The sequence below is a fragment of the Corynebacterium sp. UD i78 genome (assembly GCF_056280545.1).
The window spans coordinates 1,168,413-1,188,837 of the sequence record NZ_JBWCED010000001.1 but is presented as its reverse complement, the minus strand read 5'-3'; the positions used below and the strand labels follow the sequence as shown (position 1 = coordinate 1,188,837).

The 20,425-nt window shown below is 67.3% G+C and carries 17 protein-coding genes; 7 read left to right on the top strand and 10 right to left on the bottom strand.

The window, feature by feature from the left end; all coding sequences use genetic code 11:
• Positions 1 to 6 precede the first annotated feature (6 nt).
• A complete protein-coding gene (gene dapF, locus ACZ9GM_RS05630; RefSeq protein ID WP_291476564.1) occupies positions 7 to 885 on the top strand; it encodes a diaminopimelate epimerase in 879 nt (292 codons plus the stop codon).
• Here dapF and ACZ9GM_RS05625 read toward each other — a convergent pair.
• Positions 878 to 1,387, bottom strand: a complete 510-nt coding sequence (locus tag ACZ9GM_RS05625) for a hypothetical protein (RefSeq protein WP_291476563.1) — start codon at positions 1,385 to 1,387, stop codon at positions 878 to 880. The genes dapF and ACZ9GM_RS05625 overlap by 8 nt on opposite strands.
• Positions 1,380 to 2,165 (bottom strand): hypothetical protein, encoded by a 786-nt coding sequence (locus ACZ9GM_RS05620; protein WP_476037374.1) that lies wholly within the window; start codon positions 2,163 to 2,165, stop codon positions 1,380 to 1,382. Before ACZ9GM_RS05620 ends, ACZ9GM_RS05625 begins: the two co-directional genes overlap by 8 nt.
• 94 nt (positions 2,166 to 2,259) lie before the next feature.
• On the opposite strand from ACZ9GM_RS05620, the gene hflX reads away from it, so the two are divergent.
• Positions 2,260 to 3,711, top strand: coding sequence for a GTPase HflX (gene hflX, locus ACZ9GM_RS05615; RefSeq protein ID WP_291476560.1), 1,452 nt, complete (start codon positions 2,260 to 2,262; stop codon positions 3,709 to 3,711).
• A gap of 10 nt (positions 3,712 to 3,721) precedes the next feature.
• Positions 3,722 to 5,062 (top strand): uracil-xanthine permease family protein, encoded by a 1,341-nt coding sequence (locus ACZ9GM_RS05610; RefSeq protein WP_291476558.1) that lies wholly within the window; start codon positions 3,722 to 3,724, stop codon positions 5,060 to 5,062.
• Positions 5,063 to 5,080: 18 nt separating this feature from the next.
• Here ACZ9GM_RS05610 and ACZ9GM_RS05605 read toward each other — a convergent pair whose 3' ends face one another.
• Complete coding sequence (locus ACZ9GM_RS05605; RefSeq protein ID WP_041630594.1) at positions 5,081 to 5,353, bottom strand: HPr family phosphocarrier protein; 273 nt, start codon at positions 5,351 to 5,353, stop codon at positions 5,081 to 5,083.
• A gap of 117 nt (positions 5,354 to 5,470) precedes the next feature.
• On the bottom strand, positions 5,471 to 6,247 hold the full coding sequence (locus ACZ9GM_RS05600) for a DeoR/GlpR family DNA-binding transcription regulator (protein WP_291476556.1): 777 nt from the start codon (positions 6,245 to 6,247) through the stop codon (positions 5,471 to 5,473).
• Between the two features lie 217 nt (positions 6,248 to 6,464).
• Here ACZ9GM_RS05600 and ptsP point away from each other — a divergent pair, with 217 nt between their 5' ends.
• Entirely contained in the window at positions 6,465 to 8,195 is a 1,731-nt protein-coding gene (gene ptsP, locus ACZ9GM_RS05595) for a phosphoenolpyruvate--protein phosphotransferase (protein WP_291476551.1), read from the top strand.
• 110 nt (positions 8,196 to 8,305) lie between these two features.
• Here the strand turns inward: ptsP and lexA are convergent, their stop codons facing one another.
• Positions 8,306 to 9,067 (bottom strand): transcriptional repressor LexA, encoded by a 762-nt coding sequence (gene lexA / locus ACZ9GM_RS05590; RefSeq protein ID WP_291476549.1) that lies wholly within the window; start codon positions 9,065 to 9,067, stop codon positions 8,306 to 8,308.
• Between the two features lie 269 nt (positions 9,068 to 9,336).
• On the opposite strand from lexA, the gene ACZ9GM_RS05585 reads away from it, so the two are divergent.
• Positions 9,337 to 9,756 (top strand): hypothetical protein, encoded by a 420-nt coding sequence (locus ACZ9GM_RS05585; RefSeq protein WP_291476547.1) that lies wholly within the window; start codon positions 9,337 to 9,339, stop codon positions 9,754 to 9,756.
• Positions 9,757 to 9,814: 58 nt separating this feature from the next.
• The gene (nrdR, locus tag ACZ9GM_RS05580; protein WP_291476546.1) at positions 9,815 to 10,297 is read left to right on the top strand and encodes a transcriptional regulator NrdR; all 483 of its coding nucleotides are present in this window, start codon (positions 9,815 to 9,817) and stop codon (positions 10,295 to 10,297) included.
• Here the strand turns inward: nrdR and hrpA are convergent.
• The 3 genes from hrpA to ACZ9GM_RS05565 form a co-directional block, all read right to left on the bottom strand.
• A complete protein-coding gene (hrpA, locus tag ACZ9GM_RS05575) occupies positions 10,290 to 14,348 on the bottom strand; it encodes an ATP-dependent RNA helicase HrpA (RefSeq protein ID WP_291476544.1) in 4,059 nt (1,352 codons plus the stop codon). The genes nrdR and hrpA overlap by 8 nt on opposite strands.
• Positions 14,349 to 14,468: 120 nt before the next feature.
• Positions 14,469 to 14,993 carry an alkylhydroperoxidase, AhpD family gene (gene ahpD, locus ACZ9GM_RS05570; protein WP_291476542.1) on the bottom strand — a complete coding sequence of 175 codons (525 nt, stop codon included), beginning with the start codon at positions 14,991 to 14,993 and terminating at the stop codon, positions 14,469 to 14,471.
• A complete protein-coding gene (locus ACZ9GM_RS05565) occupies positions 14,993 to 15,589 on the bottom strand; it encodes a peroxiredoxin (RefSeq protein ID WP_291476540.1) in 597 nt (198 codons plus the stop codon). The genes ahpD and ACZ9GM_RS05565 overlap by 1 nt, the downstream gene beginning before the upstream one ends.
• A gap of 173 nt (positions 15,590 to 15,762) precedes the next feature.
• On the opposite strand from ACZ9GM_RS05565, the gene ACZ9GM_RS05560 reads away from it, so the two are divergent.
• Entirely contained in the window at positions 15,763 to 16,734 is a 972-nt protein-coding gene (locus ACZ9GM_RS05560; protein ID WP_291476538.1) for a LysR family transcriptional regulator, read from the top strand.
• Here ACZ9GM_RS05560 and ACZ9GM_RS05555 read toward each other — a convergent pair.
• Both ACZ9GM_RS05555 and ACZ9GM_RS05550 read right to left on the bottom strand, forming a co-directional pair.
• Positions 16,721 to 19,303 (bottom strand): DEAD/DEAH box helicase, encoded by a 2,583-nt coding sequence (locus tag ACZ9GM_RS05555; protein WP_291476536.1) that lies wholly within the window; start codon positions 19,301 to 19,303, stop codon positions 16,721 to 16,723. The genes ACZ9GM_RS05560 and ACZ9GM_RS05555 overlap by 14 nt on opposite strands.
• Positions 19,304 to 19,339: 36 nt before the next feature.
• On the bottom strand, positions 19,340 to 20,344 hold the full coding sequence (locus ACZ9GM_RS05550) for a PAC2 family protein (protein ID WP_291476535.1): 1,005 nt from the start codon (positions 20,342 to 20,344) through the stop codon (positions 19,340 to 19,342).
• Between the last annotated feature and the right edge of the window lie 81 nt (positions 20,345 to 20,425).

The window sequence follows — 20,425 nt, the reverse complement described above, 5'->3', positions numbered from 1 at the left end:
GGCACCATGAGCACACTCGACTTCCTCAAGGGACACGGCACCGGCAACGACTTCGTCATCCTCCCGGACACGGGTGTGGATGTGGACCTCACCCCTGAGCTGGTCCGTGGTCTGGCGGACCGCCACCGGGGAATCGGCGGCGACGGTGTGATCCGGATCGCCGCCACCGGTGCACTCGTGGCAGCCGGCGTCATCGACGGAGTTCCGGAGGGTGTCGCCGACGATGACTGGTTCATGGACTACCGCAACGCCGACGGTTCCCTGGCCGAGATGTGCGGCAACGGGGTGCGGGTCTTCGGCCATGTACTCCACGACCTCGGTCTCCTCGAGGGAGACCATGCCGTCATCGGCACCCGGGCCGGACGCCGCGAGCTCACCGTCCACGCCGTCGCCGGATCCACCGCCGATGTCAGTGTGGACATGGGCGCCCCGGTGGTGTCCGGAGACTCCTCCGCCACACTGGCCGGCGACACCTACCACGGCACTGCCGTGGACATGGGTAACCCGCATCTGGCCTGTGTTGTTCCGGGGCTGAGCCCGGAAGCACTGTCGGGGCTGCCGGTGGAGGTGCTCCCGGAATGGGATCCCGCCGTCTTTCCGGCGGGTGTGAACCTGGAACTCGTCACTCCGCCGGTCGACGGCGTGGTGCACATGCGTGTCCACGAGCGGGGTGTGGGGGAGACACTGTCCTGCGGGACCGGGACCGTCGCCGCTGCGGTGGCGGCACTGCGCTCGACCGGGGAGGACGCCGGGCTGGTGCGGGTGTGTATCCCCGGCGGTGAGGTACAGGTGACGGTCACCGCCGACAGCTCGGAGCTGCGCGGCCCCTCCCAGCTTCTCTTCCGAGGCACGGTGGAGACAGCGGACCTGCCCGTCCTCAACTGATATCGGGGGTGCCGGACTCCCGCCGCGCGCGCTGCCACAGCGCGTCGAGGCTGGCAGCGTGACGGTCGGTGTCGTGGAGCAGGGTGGTCAACGCGGCGACGGTGGTCGTGCCGTGGATTCTCGACGGCAGTCCGTGGAGGAACTTCTCGGAGGACCGGGCGGCGTGGTGGAACCGGCGTACGCTGTCCACCCCGCAGTCGGGGTTGAGCAGCCGGGGTCGGTGGTGCGTCCGGTCGCGGACGTGCTCGGGTGCACCGGAATGGTGGAACTCGTGCCACTGGTGCAGGACACGGGAGATGTCGGACGCCGAGTGCTCGATCGAGCAACGCAGCGCGTGGAGTTCCCGGTCCGAGTCGCGGCGGAAGACGACGATCGCGGTGACCGCGACCAGGGCGGCGCCGGTGAGAGCGCCGGGGTACCCGAATCCGTAGGCGAGCAGCAGTGCCGTGACCACCGACCCGACGGAGAGGAGAACGGTGGCCGGTAGGCCACCTCTAGCCACATGAGCCTCCACAGCCGCAGCCGTCGTCCCCGCAACCGCCGCCGCAGGACGCCGGGTCCACGGCAGTCAGGGTGAACTGGACGTCGCCGGAGAGGATGGTGCCGGGGGCGGGGGTGTCGGCCTCGGTGGAGTCCGGGTCGGCGGGAACGACGACGGTGAAGTCGAAGGGGGCGCTCACCGTGCAGGCCCAGAAGGGCTGGCCGGTCAAGGCGGTGGTCCGACGTTCCGCAGCGGTGACCTCGACAGTGATCGTGGCGCCGGCGTGCGGTGCCACGGAACCGGAGTTCAGGGCCTGTGCACCGGTGGACTCGACCTGACCGACCGACAGGATGCCTGCCCGGGCGGCCTCGTCCCGGGTGCGGTAGACACCGACCTGGGCGGCCAGCGCGGTGAGCTCGACGGGCTGGTAGCGCAGTTCGCCTTCGTCGGCGAGCATCGCACCCTGGGCGACAGTCGCGGTGAGGGTGGACAGGACCGGTGCCTCCTGGGCGCCGATCTGCAGCAGGGGCGAGTCGGCGACGACGTCGACGAGCCCGATGATGTCGTTGATCATCGACAGGTGGGCACTGGTCTGGCTGCCGCCACTGAAGCTGGCGAAGGAACCGTACGGGGGAACCGCGAGAATGACCAGTCGGGCACCGCTCGGATCGTCGTACTGGAGCACCTGACCGTCGCGGACCTCTCCGGTCACCCTCAGGGCACCCGTGCCGTAGGCGGCCTCCAGTGCGTCCTGCCAACGGGCGAAGTCCAGCCCCACACTTCTCAGTTCCGGAATCATGGTTCATATTGTATCCACGTGAGCGGGGGATCCACGACCGGGCTCCGTTACACCCGGCGTCACGGCGGACGGTTCCGTGCCAAGATAGAAAGCAATGAACGACATCAACCGCACCGACGGTACCGAACCCACACCCGAGCCGACCGGAACCCCGACAGTCGGTGACCTTGACCTGGAACAGCGGTCGAGCCTGCGCCGCCTCACCCGCGGTACCGCCGACCACTCGACCGAGCAGTCCGACGGTTACGACGTCGAGTACCGACGCCTGCGCCTGGAGCGTGTCGTCCTTGTCGGGGTATGGACCGAGGGCACCGTCGAGCAGGTCGAGGCACGGCTCTCGGAGCTCTCCGCCCTCGCCGAGACCGCCGGCTCCGAGGTCGTCGACATGCTCTACCAGCGTCGCGACAAGCCGGACTCCGGCACATACATCGGCTCCGGAAAGGTCGAGGAGCTGCGCCAGGTGGTCGTGGAGACCGGTGCGGACACTGTCGTCGCCGACGGTGAGCTCAGCCCCGGCCAGATGATCGCCCTGGAGAAACTCCTCGACGTCAAGGTCATCGACCGGACCATGCTCATCCTCGACATCTTCGCCCAGCACGCCAAGTCGCGGGAGGGCAAGGCGCAGGTCCAGCTCGCCCAGCTGGAGTACCTCATCACCCGGGTGCGTGGCTGGGGTGGTGCGCTGTCCCGTCAGGCCGGTGGCAGGGCGGGCTCCAACGGTGGCGTGGGGCTCCGTGGTCCCGGCGAGACGAAGATCGAGGCCGACCGTCAGCGCATCCGCAACGACATGGCGAAGCTGCGCCGGGAGATCGAGGGGATGAAGAAGGCCCGCGACATCAAGCGCCGTCGACGTGACTCCTCGGCCGTCGCCCAGGTCGCGATCGCCGGCTACACCAACGCCGGCAAGTCCTCGCTGCTCAATGCGCTGACCGGGGCCGGTGTCCTCGTGGAGGACGCGTTGTTCGCCACCCTGGACCCGACGACGCGGCGGGCGGAGCTCGCCGACGGTCGCACCGTCGTCTTCTCCGACACCGTCGGTTTCATCCGCTTCCTGCCGACCCAGCTGGTCGAGGCCTTCCGCTCCACACTGGAGGAGGTCATGGCTGCGGACGTCGTCCTCCATGTCGTCGACGGGTCTGATCCTTTCCCGATGGAGCAGATCGCCGCGGTCAACACGGTGATCGGGGAGATCGCCGAGGAGACCGGGGAGGACGCCCCGCCGGAGATTCTCGTGGTCAACAAAGTCGACGCCGCTGATCCGCTCGTCCTGGCGGACCTGCGCAACCGGCTCGATGACGTGATCTTCGTCTCCGCCGCCACCGGTGAGGGCATCGCGGAACTGGAGAGCCGGCTGGAACTCTTCCTCAATTCGATGGACGCCCGGGTCACCCTGTCCGTGCCGTTCTCCCGCGGGGACGTGGTCTCCCGGGTCCACGAGCTGGGTACGGTGCTTTCCGAGGAGTACACCTCCGGCGGCACGGTCCTCGACGTCCGCCTGCCGAAGGTGCTGGCGGCTGAACTCGCCGCTTTCGTGGTGCAGTCCTAGACTGTCGTGCGTGACTGCATCAAGAGAGAATTCCACGGGGGACGCCCCTGTCCGGACCCGGGTCTGGACCCTCCACGGGGACGGACGCCATGTCCGTCCCGGCGCCGTCGTCGCCCCCGATGAGCGGCTGAGCTGGCCGCGCACCGTCGGCATCGGCATGCAGCACGTCATCGCCATGTTCGGCTCGACACTGCTGGTGCCCACCATCACCGGCTTCCCGGTGAACACCACCCTGCTGTTCTCAGGCGTGGGCACGATGATCTTCCTGCTGCTCACCCGCAACAAGGTGCCCTCCTACCTGGGCAGCTCCTTCGCCTTCATCGCGCCGCTGGCGGCGTCCCAGGCGGACGGCTTCGCCGCACAGCTCGGCGGCATCGTCGTCGTCGGTGTGGCCCTGTTCCTCGTCGGTCTGGCGGTGCAGGCAGCGGGCCGTCGCGTCATCGACGCGGTGATGCCGCCGGCGGTCACCGGTGCGATCGTCGCGATGATCGGTCTGAACCTGGCCCCGAACGCCGCCGGAAATTTCGGTGAACAGCCGCTGGTCGCCGCCGTCACGTTGGCCGCTGTGCTGCTGTTCACGGTCGCCGGTCGCGGCATGATCGGACGCCTGGGCATCCTGTTCGGTGTCGTCATCGGCTGGGCCTTCGCGGCCGTCACCGGGAACCTCGCCGGCGGCGCGGGCGACATGATCCGGGACGCGGACTGGATCGGTCTGCCGCACTTCGAGACCCCGGAGTTCCAGCTCAACGCGATCCTGCTGACCCTCCCGGTCATCGTGGTACTCATCGCGGAGAATGTCGGCCACGTCAAGGCGGTGGCCGGGATGACCGGCCGTGACCTGGACGACGAGCAGGGCGCTGCCCTCATGGCCGACGGTGTGGCGACCGCCCTGGCCGGCGGCTTCGGTGGTTCCGGTACGACGACCTACGCGGAGAACATCGGCGTCATGGCGGCGACCCGGGTGTACTCGACGGCGGCCTACTGGGTTGCAGCGTTCACCGCCGCGGCTCTCGCGTTCGTCCCCAAGTTCGGTGCGGTCATCCAGACCATCCCGACCGGTGTGCTCGGTGGTGCGGCGATGGTGCTCTACGGCATGATCGGCCTGCTCGGCGTCCGGATCTGGCAGGAGAACAAGGTCAATCTGGCCCATCCGCTGAATCTCACCACCGCGTCGGTGGCGATGATCGCCGGCATCGGCAACCTGACGCTCACCTTCGGCGATCTGACCCTCGAGGGTATCGCCTGGGGTTCGGTCGGCATGATCGTCGGCTACCCGCTGCTGCGTTGGTTCTTCGAGAACGTCGGTGAGGGACGGGACACCCGGGTCCGGGGCTACACCCTGGAGGGGTGACGCCCGGGGGTGGGGGAGTTACTCCTCGTCGAGGTTCTTCTCGACGAGGCCGGCGATCTCGGTGACGGCATCGGCGTTGTCCGAGGACACGGTGACCTGGTCGCCGTGCTCGGCACCGAGCGCCATGATCATCAGTGAGGACGTCGCGTCCGCCGGCTCGTCATCCTCGTCGGCGTCAACGAGGGCGATGAGGATCTCGTCGTCGTAGTTGGCGGCAGCCTCTGCGATGACGGTGGCCGGGCGGGCGTGCAGACCGACGGTCGAGCCGACGGTGACGGTGGTCGAAGCCATGATGATGTTCACGGTCCTAACTGTGGTTCCGGAGTGATAGGCGGGTGGACGGTCGTGTCCGTGCCCCAGCGTATAGCGTTCCGGCCGACGGGGGTGGGGACCGTCTGAGGAAGCAGGTCACGCCCGGAGAACGTCGATCTCCTCGCGCTCCAGTGCCTCGAGGTACTGGGCGGGGATACCGGTGTCTGTGACCACGGTGTCCACCTCGGAGACCGGGGCGAAGCTGACGAGGTAGTCACGGCCGAACTTCGTCGAGTCACACATCGTGACCACACGGTCGGCGTTGGCGATCATCGCCCGCTTCACGGCTGCCTCCCGGGCGTCCGCGGTGGACAGTCCGTGGTCCAGGGAGAGCGCATTGGTGCCGATGAAGGCGATGTCGGCGTGGTTGATACCGATGGCCCGCAACGTGATGTCGCCGACGACAGCCTGGGTGATCGCCCGGATGTGACCGCCGAGCAGCTGGACGTCACCTATCCCTGCCGCGCCCAGTCGGACGGCGATGGGCAGACAGTTCGTGATGAAGGTCAGGTTGCGTCCCTTGGTGGGGTCCTCGGCGATGGAGTGGGCGAGCATCGCGGTGGTGGTTCCGGCGTCAAGGAAGACGGTCCCGGTCTCCGGCAGCAGTGTGGATGCCGCTCGGCCGATACGCACCTTGGCTTCCGGGGCGGCACCGCGGCGTTCCTCGATCGCGGTCTCCCTCGTCTGGAAGGTGTTGGTCGGCACCGCACCGCCGTGGACGCGGTGCAGCGCGCCCTCGTCGTCGAGGACCGTGAGGTCGCGGCGGATGGTCTCGGGGGTGACGTCGAAGCGGTCGGCGAGCTCGACCACGGTCACCCGGCCGTGGACGGCGGTGAGGGACGCGATCTGTCGGCGACGTTCTTCGGAATTCACGGTGCTCGTTTCACAGGCCAGGGAGGGGTGGACAAGGGGGTACGCCCCGATCATAGGTGGGTGGACACACGGGGTACACGGAAGGGGGCGGCGGATGGAGGTGACGGGTGTAGCCGGAAGACACTGGACGGGGGTGACCCGCGGGCGGACCGGAGGCATCGCTCGCGCGTATCGTGGTGCTGACAACGAGTCGCCGAAACACCAGTGGGAGCCTTCCGTGAGCAAGTCAGACAGCACGTCCGCCGTCGGTGAATCCAGTCCCGTGGAGGATGCGGGGGTGGTGAAGGGAAAGCCGGTGGTACCGGGTGTGGTTTTCGCACCGGCAACCTGGGTCACCGCCCGCCCGGAACTCCCCGAACCGACCGCGACAGTGGCCGAGGATCAGCGGGATGCAGAGTACGAGGCCTTCACTGAGGCGGTGGAGACTGTCGCCGGCCGTCTGACCGAGCGTGCGGAGCAGGTCGACGGGCACGCCCGTCAGGTTCTGGAGGCCACTGTGGTCATCGCCCGTGACCGCGCCTGGGCGAAGAAGGTGAAGAAGTCCGTCGCCGCGGGGCAGACGAACCTCTATGCCGTGCGCCAGGCCACCGACTACTTCATCGACATGTTCCTCAAGGCGGGAGGAGTGATGGCAGAGCGGGTCACGGACCTCGCCGATGTGCGGGACCGTGTCATCGCCGAGCTCCGTGGTGAGCCTGAACCGGGCATCCCCCAGGTCACCTCGCCTCACGTGCTGCTCGCCGATGATCTGGCACCGGCGGACACCGCGACTCTGGACCCGTCGCTGATCGTCGCCGTGGTGACCGAGAAGGGTGGGGCCACCAGCCATACCGCCATCATCGCCCGACAGCTCGACATCCCCTGTGTGGTGGCGACCGGTCGCTCGCTGCGGACCCTGTCCGACGACGAGCAGCTGCTCGTCGACGGTGGCGAGGGCACCGTGGAGTCCGGTGTGGACCCGCAGGATGCTCAGCGCCGGGTGGCCGAGGCCGCGGAGTACGCGGAGAAGGTCCGCAGCTGGAGTGGTCCGGCACAGACCCGGGACGGACAGCGTGTGCAGCTGCTGGCGAACGTGCAGGATGGTGCCACCGCCGAACAGGCCGCGGCATCGGTCGCGGAAGGTATCGGCCTGTTCCGTACCGAGCTGTGCTTCCTCAGCGAGACCGAGGAGCCGTCGGTGGAGCAGCAGGCGGAGAAGTACGCGGAGGTTTTCCGGGCGTTCCCGGAGGGCAAGGTCGTGGTGCGGACGCTGGACGCCGGGTCCGACAAGCCGGTGCCCTTCGTCAACGCCGAGGAGGAGGAGAATCCGGCACTGGGTGTGCGCGGACTCCGTATCGCCCGGGGAAACACGGAGCTACTGGTGCGTCAGCTCGACGGTATCGCCGCGGCGCAGAAGCTCGCGGGCCGGACGGAGCCTTCGGCACACACCTGGGTGATGGCGCCGATGGTGGCGACGGTCTTCGAAGCCAGGTGGTTCGCGGAGATGTGCCACGAACGGGGCCTGACCGCCGGCGCGATGATCGAGGTGCCCGCTGCCGCGCTGATGGCGGAGAAAATGATGTCCTACCTGGACTTCGTCTCGATCGGTACCAATGATCTGACCCAGTACACCATGGCGGCGGACCGGCTGTCGTCGTCACTGGCGTACCTCACCGACCCGTGGCAGCCGGCGGTGCTGCACCTGGTGCATACGACCTGCCGTGCGGGATCGGTGACCCGGACCGCGGTCGGAGTGTGCGGTGAGGCGGCGGCTGACCCGCTGCTGGCCTGTGTGCTCACCGGCCTCGGGGTGAACTCCCTGTCGGCGGCGACCCCGGCACTGGCTGCCGTGGGCGCCCAGCTCGGTGACGTCGATTTCGTCACCTGCCGGGAGATGGCGGCTGCCGCCCTCAACGCCGAAGGTGCGGAGGAGGCGCGGGCTGCAGCTGCGGCGGTCATCGGCCGCTGACCCCGGTTGACCCTGCCTGCCCCGGTCGGGCGAAGGCCCCGGTGACGACTCCCCGGCGGAGACGACTCCGGGGCCTTGCCGGATCTGGACGGGAACTCGACGCGGTGACGTCAGATCTTGCGCAGGACGGCGACGACCCGACCGAGGATCTGGGCTTCGTCACCCCGGATCGGCTCGAACAGGGGGTTGTGGGGGAGAAGCCACACTGTGCCGTCGCTGGGGTGGAACTCCTTGACGGTGGCCTCGCCGTCGATCATCGCGGCGACGAACTCACCGAGCTCGGCGGTCTGCTGGGAGCGTACGACCACCCAGTCTCCGTTGAGGATGCCGGCATCCTGCATGGACTCGCCGACAACCTGGAGAAGGAAGAGCTCGCCGCCGCCGACGAGCTCCTGGGGCAGCGGGAAATGGCTTTCGACGTGCTGCTCGGCGAGGATCGGGCTGCCGGCTGCGATCTGACCGACAACCGGGACGAAGGACGGCTCCGGCATCCCCTTGGGCAGCACGGACGCCGGCTTCGGACCGGGCTTCGAGCTCGAGTCCGTCGGGTCGAGGCCACGGATGTCCACGGCGCGGGGCTTGTTGCCTTCGCGGCGCAGATAGCCTTTCCGCTCAAGCTCCTTGAGGTGGTACGAGACCGACGAGGTGGAGTTCAGGCCGACTGCATCGCAGATCTCGCGGATGCTCGGCGGGTACCCGCGGAACTGGATGCCGTCCTTGATGACGTCGAGGATCCGACGCTGTCGTTCGGAGAGCTTCTCCCGCCCCTTGCCGTCGGCCGCGTCCGTGCCCTTGGCGGTCACCGATCCCTTGGGACGGCCGCGACGGACCTCTCCGCCTGTGGCGTCGTCCGGCTGTGTGGTCTGTGCCATCGTTCTTCCGCTCCCTGCCTTGTCCGGCTTGTTCTCTCTCGACCATACATGAAAGTCGGCGGTTTCCCTACCAACATGTTCGAAAACTTCGGCGGGTTCCTGGACTGTGTCGAACATCCGTGCTATCTTCGCGATTGAACGAGAGATTTCGAACGTACGGACGATGTTCGATAAGGAACCGGGATCCGCTGTCCGGCTCGGATGCTGAACTGTCGTCCGTGTCCGGGAGACAGGATTCCCGGGCCTCAACGTCGAGAGGAGCACACACCATGTCCACACCAGTGATCACCACCTGCCCCGACCGGGACCGCGCTTTCCGGGAGCCGGTCCGCCGACCTGACTGGTCCACCGTTGCCGCCGCTGGTAGTTCGAACACTGCCGGCGCCGGAGCAGTCCTCCGTCCCTCCGCACGGACCGTGGAGTCCCGGGAAAGGACCGCCCGCGGTCCGGAACGGGCGTTCGAGGGACGCGGCTGGTGGTGGCGGACCCGCCGGCGCACGATCATGGTGCTCCAGTCTCCGGGCGTCGTGTTGTTGGGCGGTCTGAGCTGCCTGCTGATGATCGGGCTGAGCCCACTGCTCACCGATCCCGGTCAGGTGGAGCAGGAGTCGGTCCCCGCACTGGTCGGACCGGCGACCGCGGGGGATCTGACGGAGTCGGTTCCAGGTACCGCGAAGTCGGGGCAGTAGTACTGCGGGACTACGATGGGCGGCATCCGAATCCCGGTATGCCCCAGGAGAATCCATCATGCTCTGCCCTTCGTGTCGGTCCGAACAGTCCAGGGTCCTTGACTCACGCACCGTGGAATCCGGTTCGGCGATCCGCCGTCGCAGGGAATGCAGCAACTGCGGTACCCGCTTCACCACACTGGAGCGGTCCATTCTCCTGGTCACCAAGCGCAATGGTGTGACCGAGGAGTTCAGTCGCGACAAGGTCATCCGCGGTGTCAGCCGGGCTTGTCAGGGACTCGAGGTCCCGGATGACGCGCTCAAGGTCCTCGCACACGAGGTTGAGCAGTCGATCCGCGCAACCCACGGATCACAGGTGGACGCCAACGACATCGGCCTCGCGATCCTCGAACCTCTGCGCAATCTCCACGAGGTCGCCTATCTCCGGTTCGCCTCGGTCTACAAGTCATTCCGCAGCGCCGAGGACTTCGAGAACGAGATCCGGCTGCTCCGCGAAGCGGGGCAGGCCGGTCAGCAGACCACGGAGGATGTCGTCAGCTGATCTTCCGGAGGGCCTTGTGTACCCGTTGCACACTGGCCGTCCGGGTGGTGCCCAGGTTCTGGGCGAACAGTGCGACGCGCAGCTCCTCGATGAGCCACTCCACGTCCTTGACCTGCGGGGAGGCGGCGCGGCTCTTCGGCAATCTGTCGCGGGTCGCCTGCACTGCATCGAGGCATTCCCGGATCTGGTCGGCGAGATCTGCCTCGCGGTCCGGATCCTGCTCCATCATCGTCAGTCGTGCCTGCATCGCCGCGACATAGCGGGGTACATGGCGCAGGTGTGCCGCACCGTTCCGGGTGATCCGGTGGGGACCCAGGTAGAACTTCAGCTGATCACGCATCTCGGTGATTGACTCGCCGTCCCAGTTCTCCAGTTCGGCGGACATGTCGGCCACCGCAAGGGCGGCAGGCGCCACAGCCACGACGGTCTGGCGGACCATTCCCGGCCCGCGGTCCCGGGCCGCGGCGACAGCTTCGGCGCACCGGTCGGGATCCCGGATGACCGGACCGAACTCGCCCAGCAGTTCCCTGCAGGCCAGCACCCGGCAGTCCTTGACGAGAGCATCCGGTCCACCGTAGGGGTAGTTCTCCACGGCCACCCGCTGCCGCAGCGGCAGACCTTTGATCATCTGCCTGGGCTGTACCCGGCAGGCGTCGAGCATGAGATGCAGGACCGCGGTGAACTGGGCCCCGGCGGCCGCCGCCTGGGACGGGTAGGCGCGGAGTGCTACACCGGAATCATCGATCACCAGAGCAGGGTAGGCGGTCACCGGCTGTCCGTCGACCACGGATTCCACGGTCTCCGGGATCACACCGATCCCTTCGACGCTCCACTCGGTGTCACGGGCGAGGATGCCGACGTCACCGCCGGAGGGGCCGTTGCCCTCCGCCTGTCGGCCCGCCTCTCCCTTCTGTCCCTGTCGACGACGCTTCCCGCGGTGGTTCGCGGCATCCGACGGGGCGGGGGAGCCGTCCTTGCCGGAGGACTGCCGCGCGGCGACGGTGGCGATGGACCGGGTGATCTCGCCGGCGAGTTCCTGCCGAAGCGCCGCAAGATCACGCGACCGGGCGACGACCTTGCCCCGTCGGTCCACGGCGGCGAAAGCCATCCGCAGGTGATCGGGGATTCTCGACCAGTCGAAGTCGGTTCCGCTGATCCCGGTGCCCCCGAGACTGCGCAGGGCGTCCGCCAGGGCGTCATCGAGCGCTCCGTCGTAGGGGGTCATCCTGGCCAGTGCAGCCCGGGCGAATTCGCCGGCGGGAACCACACTGGTGCGCAGGTGCTTCGGGAGAGTCCGGATCAGGGCGACGCACAGTTCCTCGCGCATACCGGCGACGAGCCAGCGCGTGTCGGTGTCGTCCAGTCCGGCGAGCAGCGGCAGCGGCACCCGCATGGTGATGCCGTCGGCCGGATCTCCGGGGCGGAAAACGTACTCCAACTCGTACTCGACCGACCCCTGACGCCAGATGTCAGGGAATTCCCGCGCCTGGGCGGCCTGGCTGTCCGAGCTGATGAGAGCATCCTCGGTGAAGTCCAGCAGGTCCGGGGAGCCGTGACGGGCCTTCTTCCACCACGAGTCGAAGTGGCGGGCGGAGACGACCTGGGAGGGGATCCTGGCGTCGTAGAAGTCGTAGAGGGTGTCGTCGTCGACGACGATGTCACGGCGGCGGGCCTTCTCCTCGAGCTGGGTGGCGTTCTCCAGCAGCTCGCGGTTGTGGGAGAAGAACTTGTGGCGGGTGTGCCAGTCACCCTCGACGAGTGCGGAGCGGATGAAGGTCTCCCGCGCCGCCGTCGGATCGACCTTCGACAGTGGTACCGTACGGTCCGCGACAATCGGCAGTCCCAGCATCAGCGCCTTCTCGTGGATCATCGCCGCACCACGCTTCGACGACCAGTGCGGCTCCGCGTAGGTGTACTTCACCATGTGCGGGGCGACCTCCTCGACCCACTCCGGGGTCAGCGGGGCGACCGCCCGGGCGAAGACCTGCGAGGTCTCCACCAGTTCGGCAGCCATCACCCACTGCGGCGGCTTCTTCGACAGGTGCGAGGAGGGGTGGATGACGAAGTGGGTGCCGCGGGTACCGAGGAACTGGCGGGAATTCCCCTCGCGCAGTCCTGTGTTGGTCAGCAGTCCGGACAGCAGCGCCTTGTGCACGTCGTCTTCGGCCAGCGCCGTGGCACCACCCTTGTCGAGCTCGAAGGTGAGGTTGCGGACGTGCCGGATGTTCGGGACCTTCCAGTGCAGGTCCTGGATCACGGTGAGCAACTGGCGCACCAGGTCGATCCATTCACGGACGCGCACGTAGTGGATGAACTCGCGCTTGCACAGCCGCCGGAACTGGTTGCCCGACAGCGCCTGACGGTTCTCCTGCAGGTGGTTCCACAGCTTGAGCAGGGACATGAAGTCGGAGTCCGCCTTGTAGCGGGCGTGCGCCTGATCGGCCTGCGCCTGCTTCTCCATGGGACGCTCGCGGACGTCCTGGATGCTCAGTGCGGCGACGATCACCGCGATCTGTTCGAGGACGCTACGTTCATGGGCGGCGACGAGCATACGTGCCAGTCGCGGATCGGTGGGGATCCGGGCCATGTCCCGTCCGGTGTCCGTCAGCGGTCGGGCGGTCGAGGTGGCAGAGGTCCCGTCATTGCCCGGGGCGAAGGCGCCCAGTTCCTGGAGCAACTGGATACCGTCACGGACGGACTTCTTGTCCGGTGGCTGGAGGAAGGGGAACTCGGAGATGTCTCCGAGGCCCAGTGAGGCCATGGAGAGGATGACGCTCGACAGGTGGGTACGCAGGATCTCCGGGTCGGTGAACTCGGGGCGGGCCTCGAAGTTCTGCTCGGAGTACAGGCGGACGGCGATGCCGTCGGAGGTGCGGCCGCACCGTCCCGACCGCTGGCGGGCGGAGGCCTGGCTGATCTCCTCGACAGGCAGCCGTTGGACCTTGGTCCGGTGGGAGTAGCGGGAGATGCGCGCGTAGCCGGTGTCCACGACGTACTTGATGCCCGGCACGGTCAGGGAGGTCTCGGCGATATTGGTCGCCAGGATGATGCGTCGCCTCGGGCCGGTGGAGAATACCCGGTGCTGCTCGGCCGAGGACAGGCGTCCGAACAGAGGGAGGATGTCGACACCGCCGCGTAGCTTCGCGTCGGAGAGGGCGTCTGCGGCGTCCCGGATCTCACGCTCACCGGAGAAGAAGCAGAGGATGTCGCCGGGCCCCTGGGCCGACAATTCCCGGACCGCGTCCACCAGGCCGTCGAGCGGATCGGTCTCGACCTCTTTCCCGCCGTCGCCGTTGTCGTCGGCACCGACGACCTGCACCAGCGGGCGGTAGCGGATCTCGACGGGGTAGGTGCGGCCGGAGACCTCGATGACGGGTGCAGGGTTGCCGTCGGCATCGGCGAAGTGTTTCGCGAACGATTCCGGGTCGATCGTCGCCGAGGTCACGATGATCTTGAGATCGGGACGCTTCGGCATGATCTCGCGGAGGTAGCCGAGCAGGAAGTCGATGTTGAGACTGCGCTCGTGGGCCTCGTCGATGATGATCGTGTCGTAGGCGCGCAGCAGTCGGTCATGCTGGATCTCGGCGAGCAGGATGCCGTCAGTCATCAGTTTGACGGCGGTCGAGTCGGAGACCGTGTCATCGAAACGGATCTTGTAGCCGACGCGTCCCGCCGGCTCGCCGACCTTCTCGCCGAGTTCGTCGGCGATGCGGTCGGCGACGGAACGGGCGGCGATGCGACGGGGCTGGGTATGTCCGATGCGACCCCGGGTGCCCCGGCCCAGGGCCAGGCACATCTTGGGAAGCTGGGTCGTCTTGCCGGAGCCGGTCTCGCCGGCGACGATGACGACCTGGTTGTCGCGGATCGCCTCCATGATCTCGTCACGGCGGGCGGAGACGGGCAGTCCCTCGGGGAAGTGGAGGTTCCGGTCGAGGTTCTGACGCAGCGGCCCCTTCGTCCGTGAACGCCCCTGCCCGGCAGGACGCCGCTTCCGGCGTCTCGCGGAGCCCTGTCGTGCCTGCTGTGTCGGCTTTCTGTCCTCGGAATCCACCCGGCGATTCTACCACCGGGCCCCATATGCGGAACGCCGGGCACCGTTCCCCCGGATCGGGGGAACGGTGCCCGGCGTTGCTCCCGCACGAGGTGCGGGGGACCGGTGTAACCGGTGGGTCTAGCTGGCGTCCGCGATCTGCAGCGCCTGGGCGACGCCCGAGACGGTGGCGGCGATCTTGACGGCCTCGAAGACCTGCTCCTTGGTCAGACCCTCTTCGCGCACGGTCTTCTCGTGGGCGATGGTGCAGTGTTCACAACCGTTGATGGTGGAGACGGCGAGGGAGAAGAGCTCGAAGTCGACCTTCTCGATACCCGGCTTGGAGATGACGTTCATGCGCAGACCCATGCGGACCTGGGCGTAGTCGTCGCCGAGCCAGCCGCGGGCGCGGTAGGCCACGTTGTTCATCGCCATGATGGACGCGGCGGCGAGAGCGGCGTTGTAGGCCTCGTCCGAGAGGTGGGACTTGGCCTCCTCGGAGATCTCGGAGATGATCTGGTCGTTGCGGGTGGCGGCGGCAGTGGCGACGAAAGTGCCCCACAGCTGCTGCTCGGAGAGCTCGGTGGACCGGGCTAGGGTTCCCAGGTTCAGCTTGAGGTCCTTGGCGTACTCGGGCAGGCCACCCTTGAGGTTGTCGATCGACATTACTTGAGCGCCTCCTGCACGACATCCATCTTGTTGATGTTCTTGGTCGGGTCGTTGGCCTGCCAGTTGCAGGCGCAGACCTCTTCGGACTGCAGTGCGTCGAGGACACGGAGGACCTCGTCGACGTTGCGGCCGACGGCATCCGGGGTGACGGAAACGAACTGGATCACGTTGTCCGGGTCGACGATGTAGGTGGCGCGGTCGGCGACACCGGCGGCGTTCTCGACACCGAGGGCCCGGATCAGGTCGTGGCGGACGTCAGCGAACATCGGGAACGGAACGGTCTTCAGCTCCGGGTGGGTGGCGCGCCAGTTGAAGTGGGCGAACTCGTTGTCGGTGGAGCCGCCGAGGATCTGGGTGTCGCGATCCTGGAAGTCCTCGTCGAGCTTGCCGAAGGCGGCGATCTCGGTCGGGCAGACGAAGGTGAAGTCCTTCGGGTAGAAGAACACGACCTTCCACTTGCCCTGGTACTTGTCGAGGGTCACGTTCTCGAAGTAGTCCTCCGGGGACTGGGCGTTGGCCTCGTGCAGGTCGCCACCCTTGAGGGCGGTGAGATCGAACTCGGGGAACTGGTCACCGACGGTGAGAATGGACACGGTGTTTGCCTCCTAAGGCGAAAGACGCTTGATCTTGAACCACTTCTGATTATGTCACGATGATGACTGAAGTGCAAAGGCAAAGACGATAGGCAGGACCGCTTACGATAGGTCTAAGCTTATATGTTCGCTCAGATAGGGTGTTGAGTGGCCTGGAGAGTACCTTTATAGGTATGGCCAATAGAGAGTATCGTCCGACGGTCTCCCAGCTGCGCACCTTCGTGACCATCGCAGAAAACGGACACTTCGGCACGGCGGCACACCGACTCGGCATTTCCCAGCCCTCCCTCTCCCAGGCGCTCGCCGCGCTCGAGCAGGGACTGGGCGTCCAGCTCATCGAACGGTCCACCAGACGGGTGATCGTCACCCCCGTCGGCACCGCCCTGCTGCCCTACGCCCAGGCCACTCTCGACAGTCTCGACGCCTTCGTCTCCCACGCCCGGGGCGTCAAGGGAGGGCTCGCCGGCCCGATGAATCTCGGCATGATCCCGACCATCGCCCCCTTCCTGCTCCCTGATCTGCTGCGCCGGCTGCCGTCGGTCGCCCCTGACCTGCGGCCGCAGATCGTCGAGGAGAAGACCGACGACCTCATGGACTCGCTGAAGCACGGTGGGCTCGATGCCGCCGTCATCGCCGGCGAAGCTGCCGCGACCGGGACCGAGAGCCTCCATGTCTACGACGAGGAGTTCGTGCTGGTGATGCCGTCCGGGCACCCCCTGGCAGGACGCAGTGACCTCACCGTGTCCGATCTCGATGATCTCGACCTGCTCCTGCTCGATGACGGGCACTGCCTGCGTGACCAGGTCCTCGACCTGTGCCGGTCCACGACCGTCGGACGGGACGCGGCCCAGGCCGTCACCCGCGCCGCGAGTCTGACCACCATCGTCCAGTGCGTCATCGGTGGACTGGGCTGCACCCTCGTCCCGATCAGCGCGGTCGCGGCCGAATGCGACCACCCGGACCTGGAACTGGCCACCTTCTCCGGCGGAGCCGGAACCGCGGGACGTTCGGTGTACCTGTGCTACCGGTCGAGCTCCGGACGCGCCGAAGATTTCGAGGCCGTATCCGCGACTCTGGCGACGTCGTACGCCGGCGCAGTCGTCGCCGGGCGCGACGTCCTCGACAGGTCACTCAACCGCGGATGATCCGCAGGCTGCGCAGCCGCACCTCGCCGGCCTCATCGGTGGCGGACAGATCCACGACGCCCTCGAACGCCCAGCCGTGGTCACCCTCGGGATCGTCGATGATCTGACGGACGGTCCAGGTTCCGGCGTCCTCGGTGATGAGGACCAGGTCTCCGGACCGTGCGGCGGTGTCGGTGCCGACATCGTCGTACTCGTCGAAGTAAGCGTCCATCTCCGACGGCCAGTCCGGCGGGTTGTCCAGGTAGGAGTCGAGGTCGGCGAGCTGGTTCTCCCGCTCGAAGGCGAAGAGTTCCACATGGCGGAAGAGGTGGTTGCGCACCATCCGCCGCAGCGCCCGCGGATTGGAAGAGAGCAGGGTAGCCTCCCCGACGCCGAAGGCGTGTTCGGCGACCTGCTCGGCGGTGACCGGTGCATCGGGGTCGGACATCGCCGCCCACTCGTCGACGAGGGAGGAGTCCACCTGCCGGATGAGCTCACCGAGCCAGACGAGGATGTCCTCCAGTTCCTCGGTCCGGTGCTCCGGGGGGACACTGTGGCTCAGCGTCCGCCAGGCGTCCGTGAGGTAGCGCAGCACCACGCCCTCGGCGCGGGCCAGTGAGTAGGTCGAGACCAGGTCGGAGAAGGTCATCGCCTTCTCGATCATCTCGCGGACCACCGACTTCGGCGACAGTCGGAAGTCCTTCGCCCACGGGTTGGTCTCGCAGAAGATCCCGTAGGCCTGCTCGAGCTCGTCGTGCAGCGGCATGTCCCAGGAGATCTCCTCGACCAGGGCCATCCGTTCGGTGTACTCGACACCTTCGGCCTTGAGCGCGGCGATCTCCTCACCCCGACGTGCACGCTGCTGGGCGGTGAGGATCTGGCCCGGATCATCCAGGATCGCCTCGAAGGTGCTGATGACATCCAGGGTGTAGGTGGAGGACTCCGGGTCCAGCAGATCCAGTGCAGCCAGGGCGAACGGGGACAGTGGCTGGTTCAGCGCGAAGTCGCGCTGCAGCTCACGGGTCAGTCGGGCGTCCTTCCCGGAGGGGGTGTCCGCCGCGACCTCCTCGACGATGCCGGCGCGCAGCAGGCCGCGGTAGAGGTCGAGGGTGGTGAGGATCTCCTGGTTCTGCTTCGTACGTGTGTCGTGGTTGCCACGCAGCAGCGCCTTCAGTGCGGCGTAGGTCCACTGGTCGCGGGCGACGACGTTGATGAGCATCGCATTGCTCATCCGGAACTGGCTGACGAGTTCCTCGGGTTCCGCGGTGGTCAGCCGGTCGAAGGTGGACTCCGACCAGGTGGCCCGACCCTCCGGCGCGTGCTTCTTGCGCATCTTCTTCAGCTTCTTCGGGTCTGAGCCCGCCTTCTGCCGCAGCCGGTAGTTCTCGATCTCGTGGTCGGGGGCCTCCACGATGACCGTGCCTTCGGTGTCGTAGCCCGCGCGCCCGGCGCGGCCGGCGATCTGGTGGAACTCGCGGGACTTCAGCACGCGGTGCCTGATCCCGTCGTACTTCGCCAGCCCGGTGAGCACCACGGTGCGGATCGGCACGTTGATACCCACTCCGAGGGTGTCCGTTCCGCAGATCACGGTGAGAAGACCCTGCTGGGCAAGCTTCTCGACCAGTCGCCGGTACTTCGGCAGCATGCCCGCATGGTGGACGCCGATACCCTTGCGTAGCAGCCCGGAGAGGGTCTTTCCAAAGGCGGAGGAGAAGCGGAACGTGCCGATAGCCTCGGCGATGGCGGCCTTGCGCTCGGCGGTCCGGGCCTTGTCTCCCAACAGGTTGATGCTGGTCAGTGCCTGGGCGCGCTCGGCGGCCTCACGCTGGGAGAAGTGCACCAGATAGACCGGGGCCCTGCCGTGGTCCAGCAGCTCCTCCACTGTCTCGTGGACCGGGGTGTAGACGTAGTGGAAGTCCAGCGGCACCGGGCGGGTGGTTCCGGTGACCGTGGTACTGGTGCGTCCGGTGCGCTGCTCGAGGTCTTTCTCCAGCCAGGTGGTGTCGCCCAGCGTCGCACTCATGAGCAGGAACTGGGCCTGGTGCAGTTCCAGCAACGGGACCTGCCACGCCCACCCCCGGTCCGGCTCGGAGTAGTAGTGGAACTCGTCCATGACGACCTGGTCGATCTCGGCGTCCGACCCGTCGCGCAGCGCGATATTCGCGACGATCTCCGCTGTCGCGCAGATGATCGGGGCACGGCCGTTGACGGTCGCGTCACCGGTCATCATTCCGACCTTCTCCGGGCCGAAGATCTCGCACAGAGCGAAGAACTTCTCGCTGACCAGTGCCTTGATCGGTGCGGTGTAGAAGGTGCGCTTCCCGTGTGCCAGGGCGATGAAGTGGGCGGCCGTGGCGACGAGCGACTTCCCGGACCCGGTGGGGGTGGCGAGGATGACGTTGTCCCCGGCGGCCAGCGCTGTCGCGGCCTCCTCCTGCGCCGGGTACGGGGTGATACCGCGCTCCCGGGCCCAGGCCAGGAAAGACTCGAGGACCGCATCATCCAGCAGGGACTCCGGAACCTCGGCCAGGTCGGGCAGCTGATCGGCGAGCGTGGGCTGGACGGGGGAGTCAGGGTGCGCGGATTTCACGCCCTCTACCGTACCGTCAGCCGCCCACCGGCCAGGTCAGGCGTCCCCGTCGCCGTCCTCGGGGTCGTCCCCGTGATCCCCGGTGCTGCCGGAGGAACCGGTCCCGGCGTCCTCTCCGTCGCTGTCGCCGGACATGCCGGCGAGGAAACGTTCGAACTCCGCGCCCAGTTCCTCGCCGGAGGGCACGTTCTCACCCGGGGCCAGCAGACTGTTCTCCCGGCGACGACGTATCCGCGCCATCTCCTCGTCGTACTGCCGTTCCAGTGCGGCGACCACTGTGCCGATCTCACCGGACTCCTCGACCTGTTCTGCGAGCTGTTTGCGGACCTTCTCCATGTCCGCCCGCAGGGCACGCAGCGGAAGTTCGAGGTCACCGACCTGCTCCACGGCGTGCAGCAGACCGTAGGTTGCCTCCGGGTAGTCCGACGCCGCGATGTAGTGGGGGACGTGTGCGGTCAGCCCGACGGTGTCCACTCCTGCCTTCGACAGTGAGATCTCGGTCCGCAGTGCCGCGGATCCGGGGATGATCATCCGGGACTCCCACCGCTGCAGGTCAGCGACCAGGGTCGGGTCCGAGGCGTGGGCGGAGACCACCAGCGGGCGGGTGTGCGGGACGGTCATCGGCGCGGCATACAGGGTCATCGACCGGTCCACCCCGAGGCTCTTCGACAGTTCCGTGACGGCCCGGCTGAAGGCGTTCCACCGCAGATCCGGCTCCGGGCCTTCGAGGAGCAGGAAAGGATGGCCGGCGGAATCCTCCAGCCGGTGCAGGGTCAGTGCGAGCTCTTCGCTGCCGATGAGGCGACTGCGGTCGATGGTCACGCCGGGGCGTCGCGACCGGTAGTCGATGAGGGCATCGACGTCGAAGGTTGCCACGGGCCGGTGTTCCAGCGCCTGCAGCAGGTGCTGGGCGGCCTGATTGACGCCCTGACCTGCGTCAGCGTATCCCTGGAGTGCGATGACCAGCGGCACTCCACCGATCCCGTCGCCGACACCGGGAGCGGGGTACTCGAGTTCATACATGCGGTCATTCTCGGACATTGTCCGCTGCTCCTTCCACTCCGACAGCCTGACGGTCCGCCCAGAGTACCAATGTTGTCCACAACCCCCGAGTTATCCACA

What these genes read in the sequence shown, in the direction of transcription:
- dapF (WP_291476564.1), top strand. Translation starts at nt 7, where the DNA reads ATGAGCACACTCGACTTCCTCAAGGGACACGGCACCGGCAACGACTTC.
- ACZ9GM_RS05620 (WP_476037374.1), bottom strand. Translation starts at nt 2,165, where the DNA reads ATGATTCCGGAACTGAGAAGTGTGGGGCTGGACTTCGCCCGTTGGCAG.
- hflX (WP_291476560.1), top strand. Translation starts at nt 2,260, where the DNA reads ATGAACGACATCAACCGCACCGACGGTACCGAACCCACACCCGAGCCG.
- ACZ9GM_RS05605 (WP_041630594.1), bottom strand. Translation starts at nt 5,353, where the DNA reads ATGGCTTCGACCACCGTCACCGTCGGCTCGACCGTCGGTCTGCACGCC.
- lexA (WP_291476549.1), bottom strand. Translation starts at nt 9,067, where the DNA reads ATGGCACAGACCACACAGCCGGACGACGCCACAGGCGGAGAGGTCCGT.
- ACZ9GM_RS05585 (WP_291476547.1), top strand. Translation starts at nt 9,337, where the DNA reads ATGTCCACACCAGTGATCACCACCTGCCCCGACCGGGACCGCGCTTTC.
- nrdR (WP_291476546.1), top strand. Translation starts at nt 9,815, where the DNA reads ATGCTCTGCCCTTCGTGTCGGTCCGAACAGTCCAGGGTCCTTGACTCA.
- ahpD (WP_291476542.1), bottom strand. Translation starts at nt 14,993, where the DNA reads ATGTCGATCGACAACCTCAAGGGTGGCCTGCCCGAGTACGCCAAGGAC.
- ACZ9GM_RS05560 (WP_291476538.1), top strand. Translation starts at nt 15,763, where the DNA reads ATGGCCAATAGAGAGTATCGTCCGACGGTCTCCCAGCTGCGCACCTTC.
- ACZ9GM_RS05550 (WP_291476535.1), bottom strand. Translation starts at nt 20,344, where the DNA reads ATGTCCGAGAATGACCGCATGTATGAACTCGAGTACCCCGCTCCCGGT.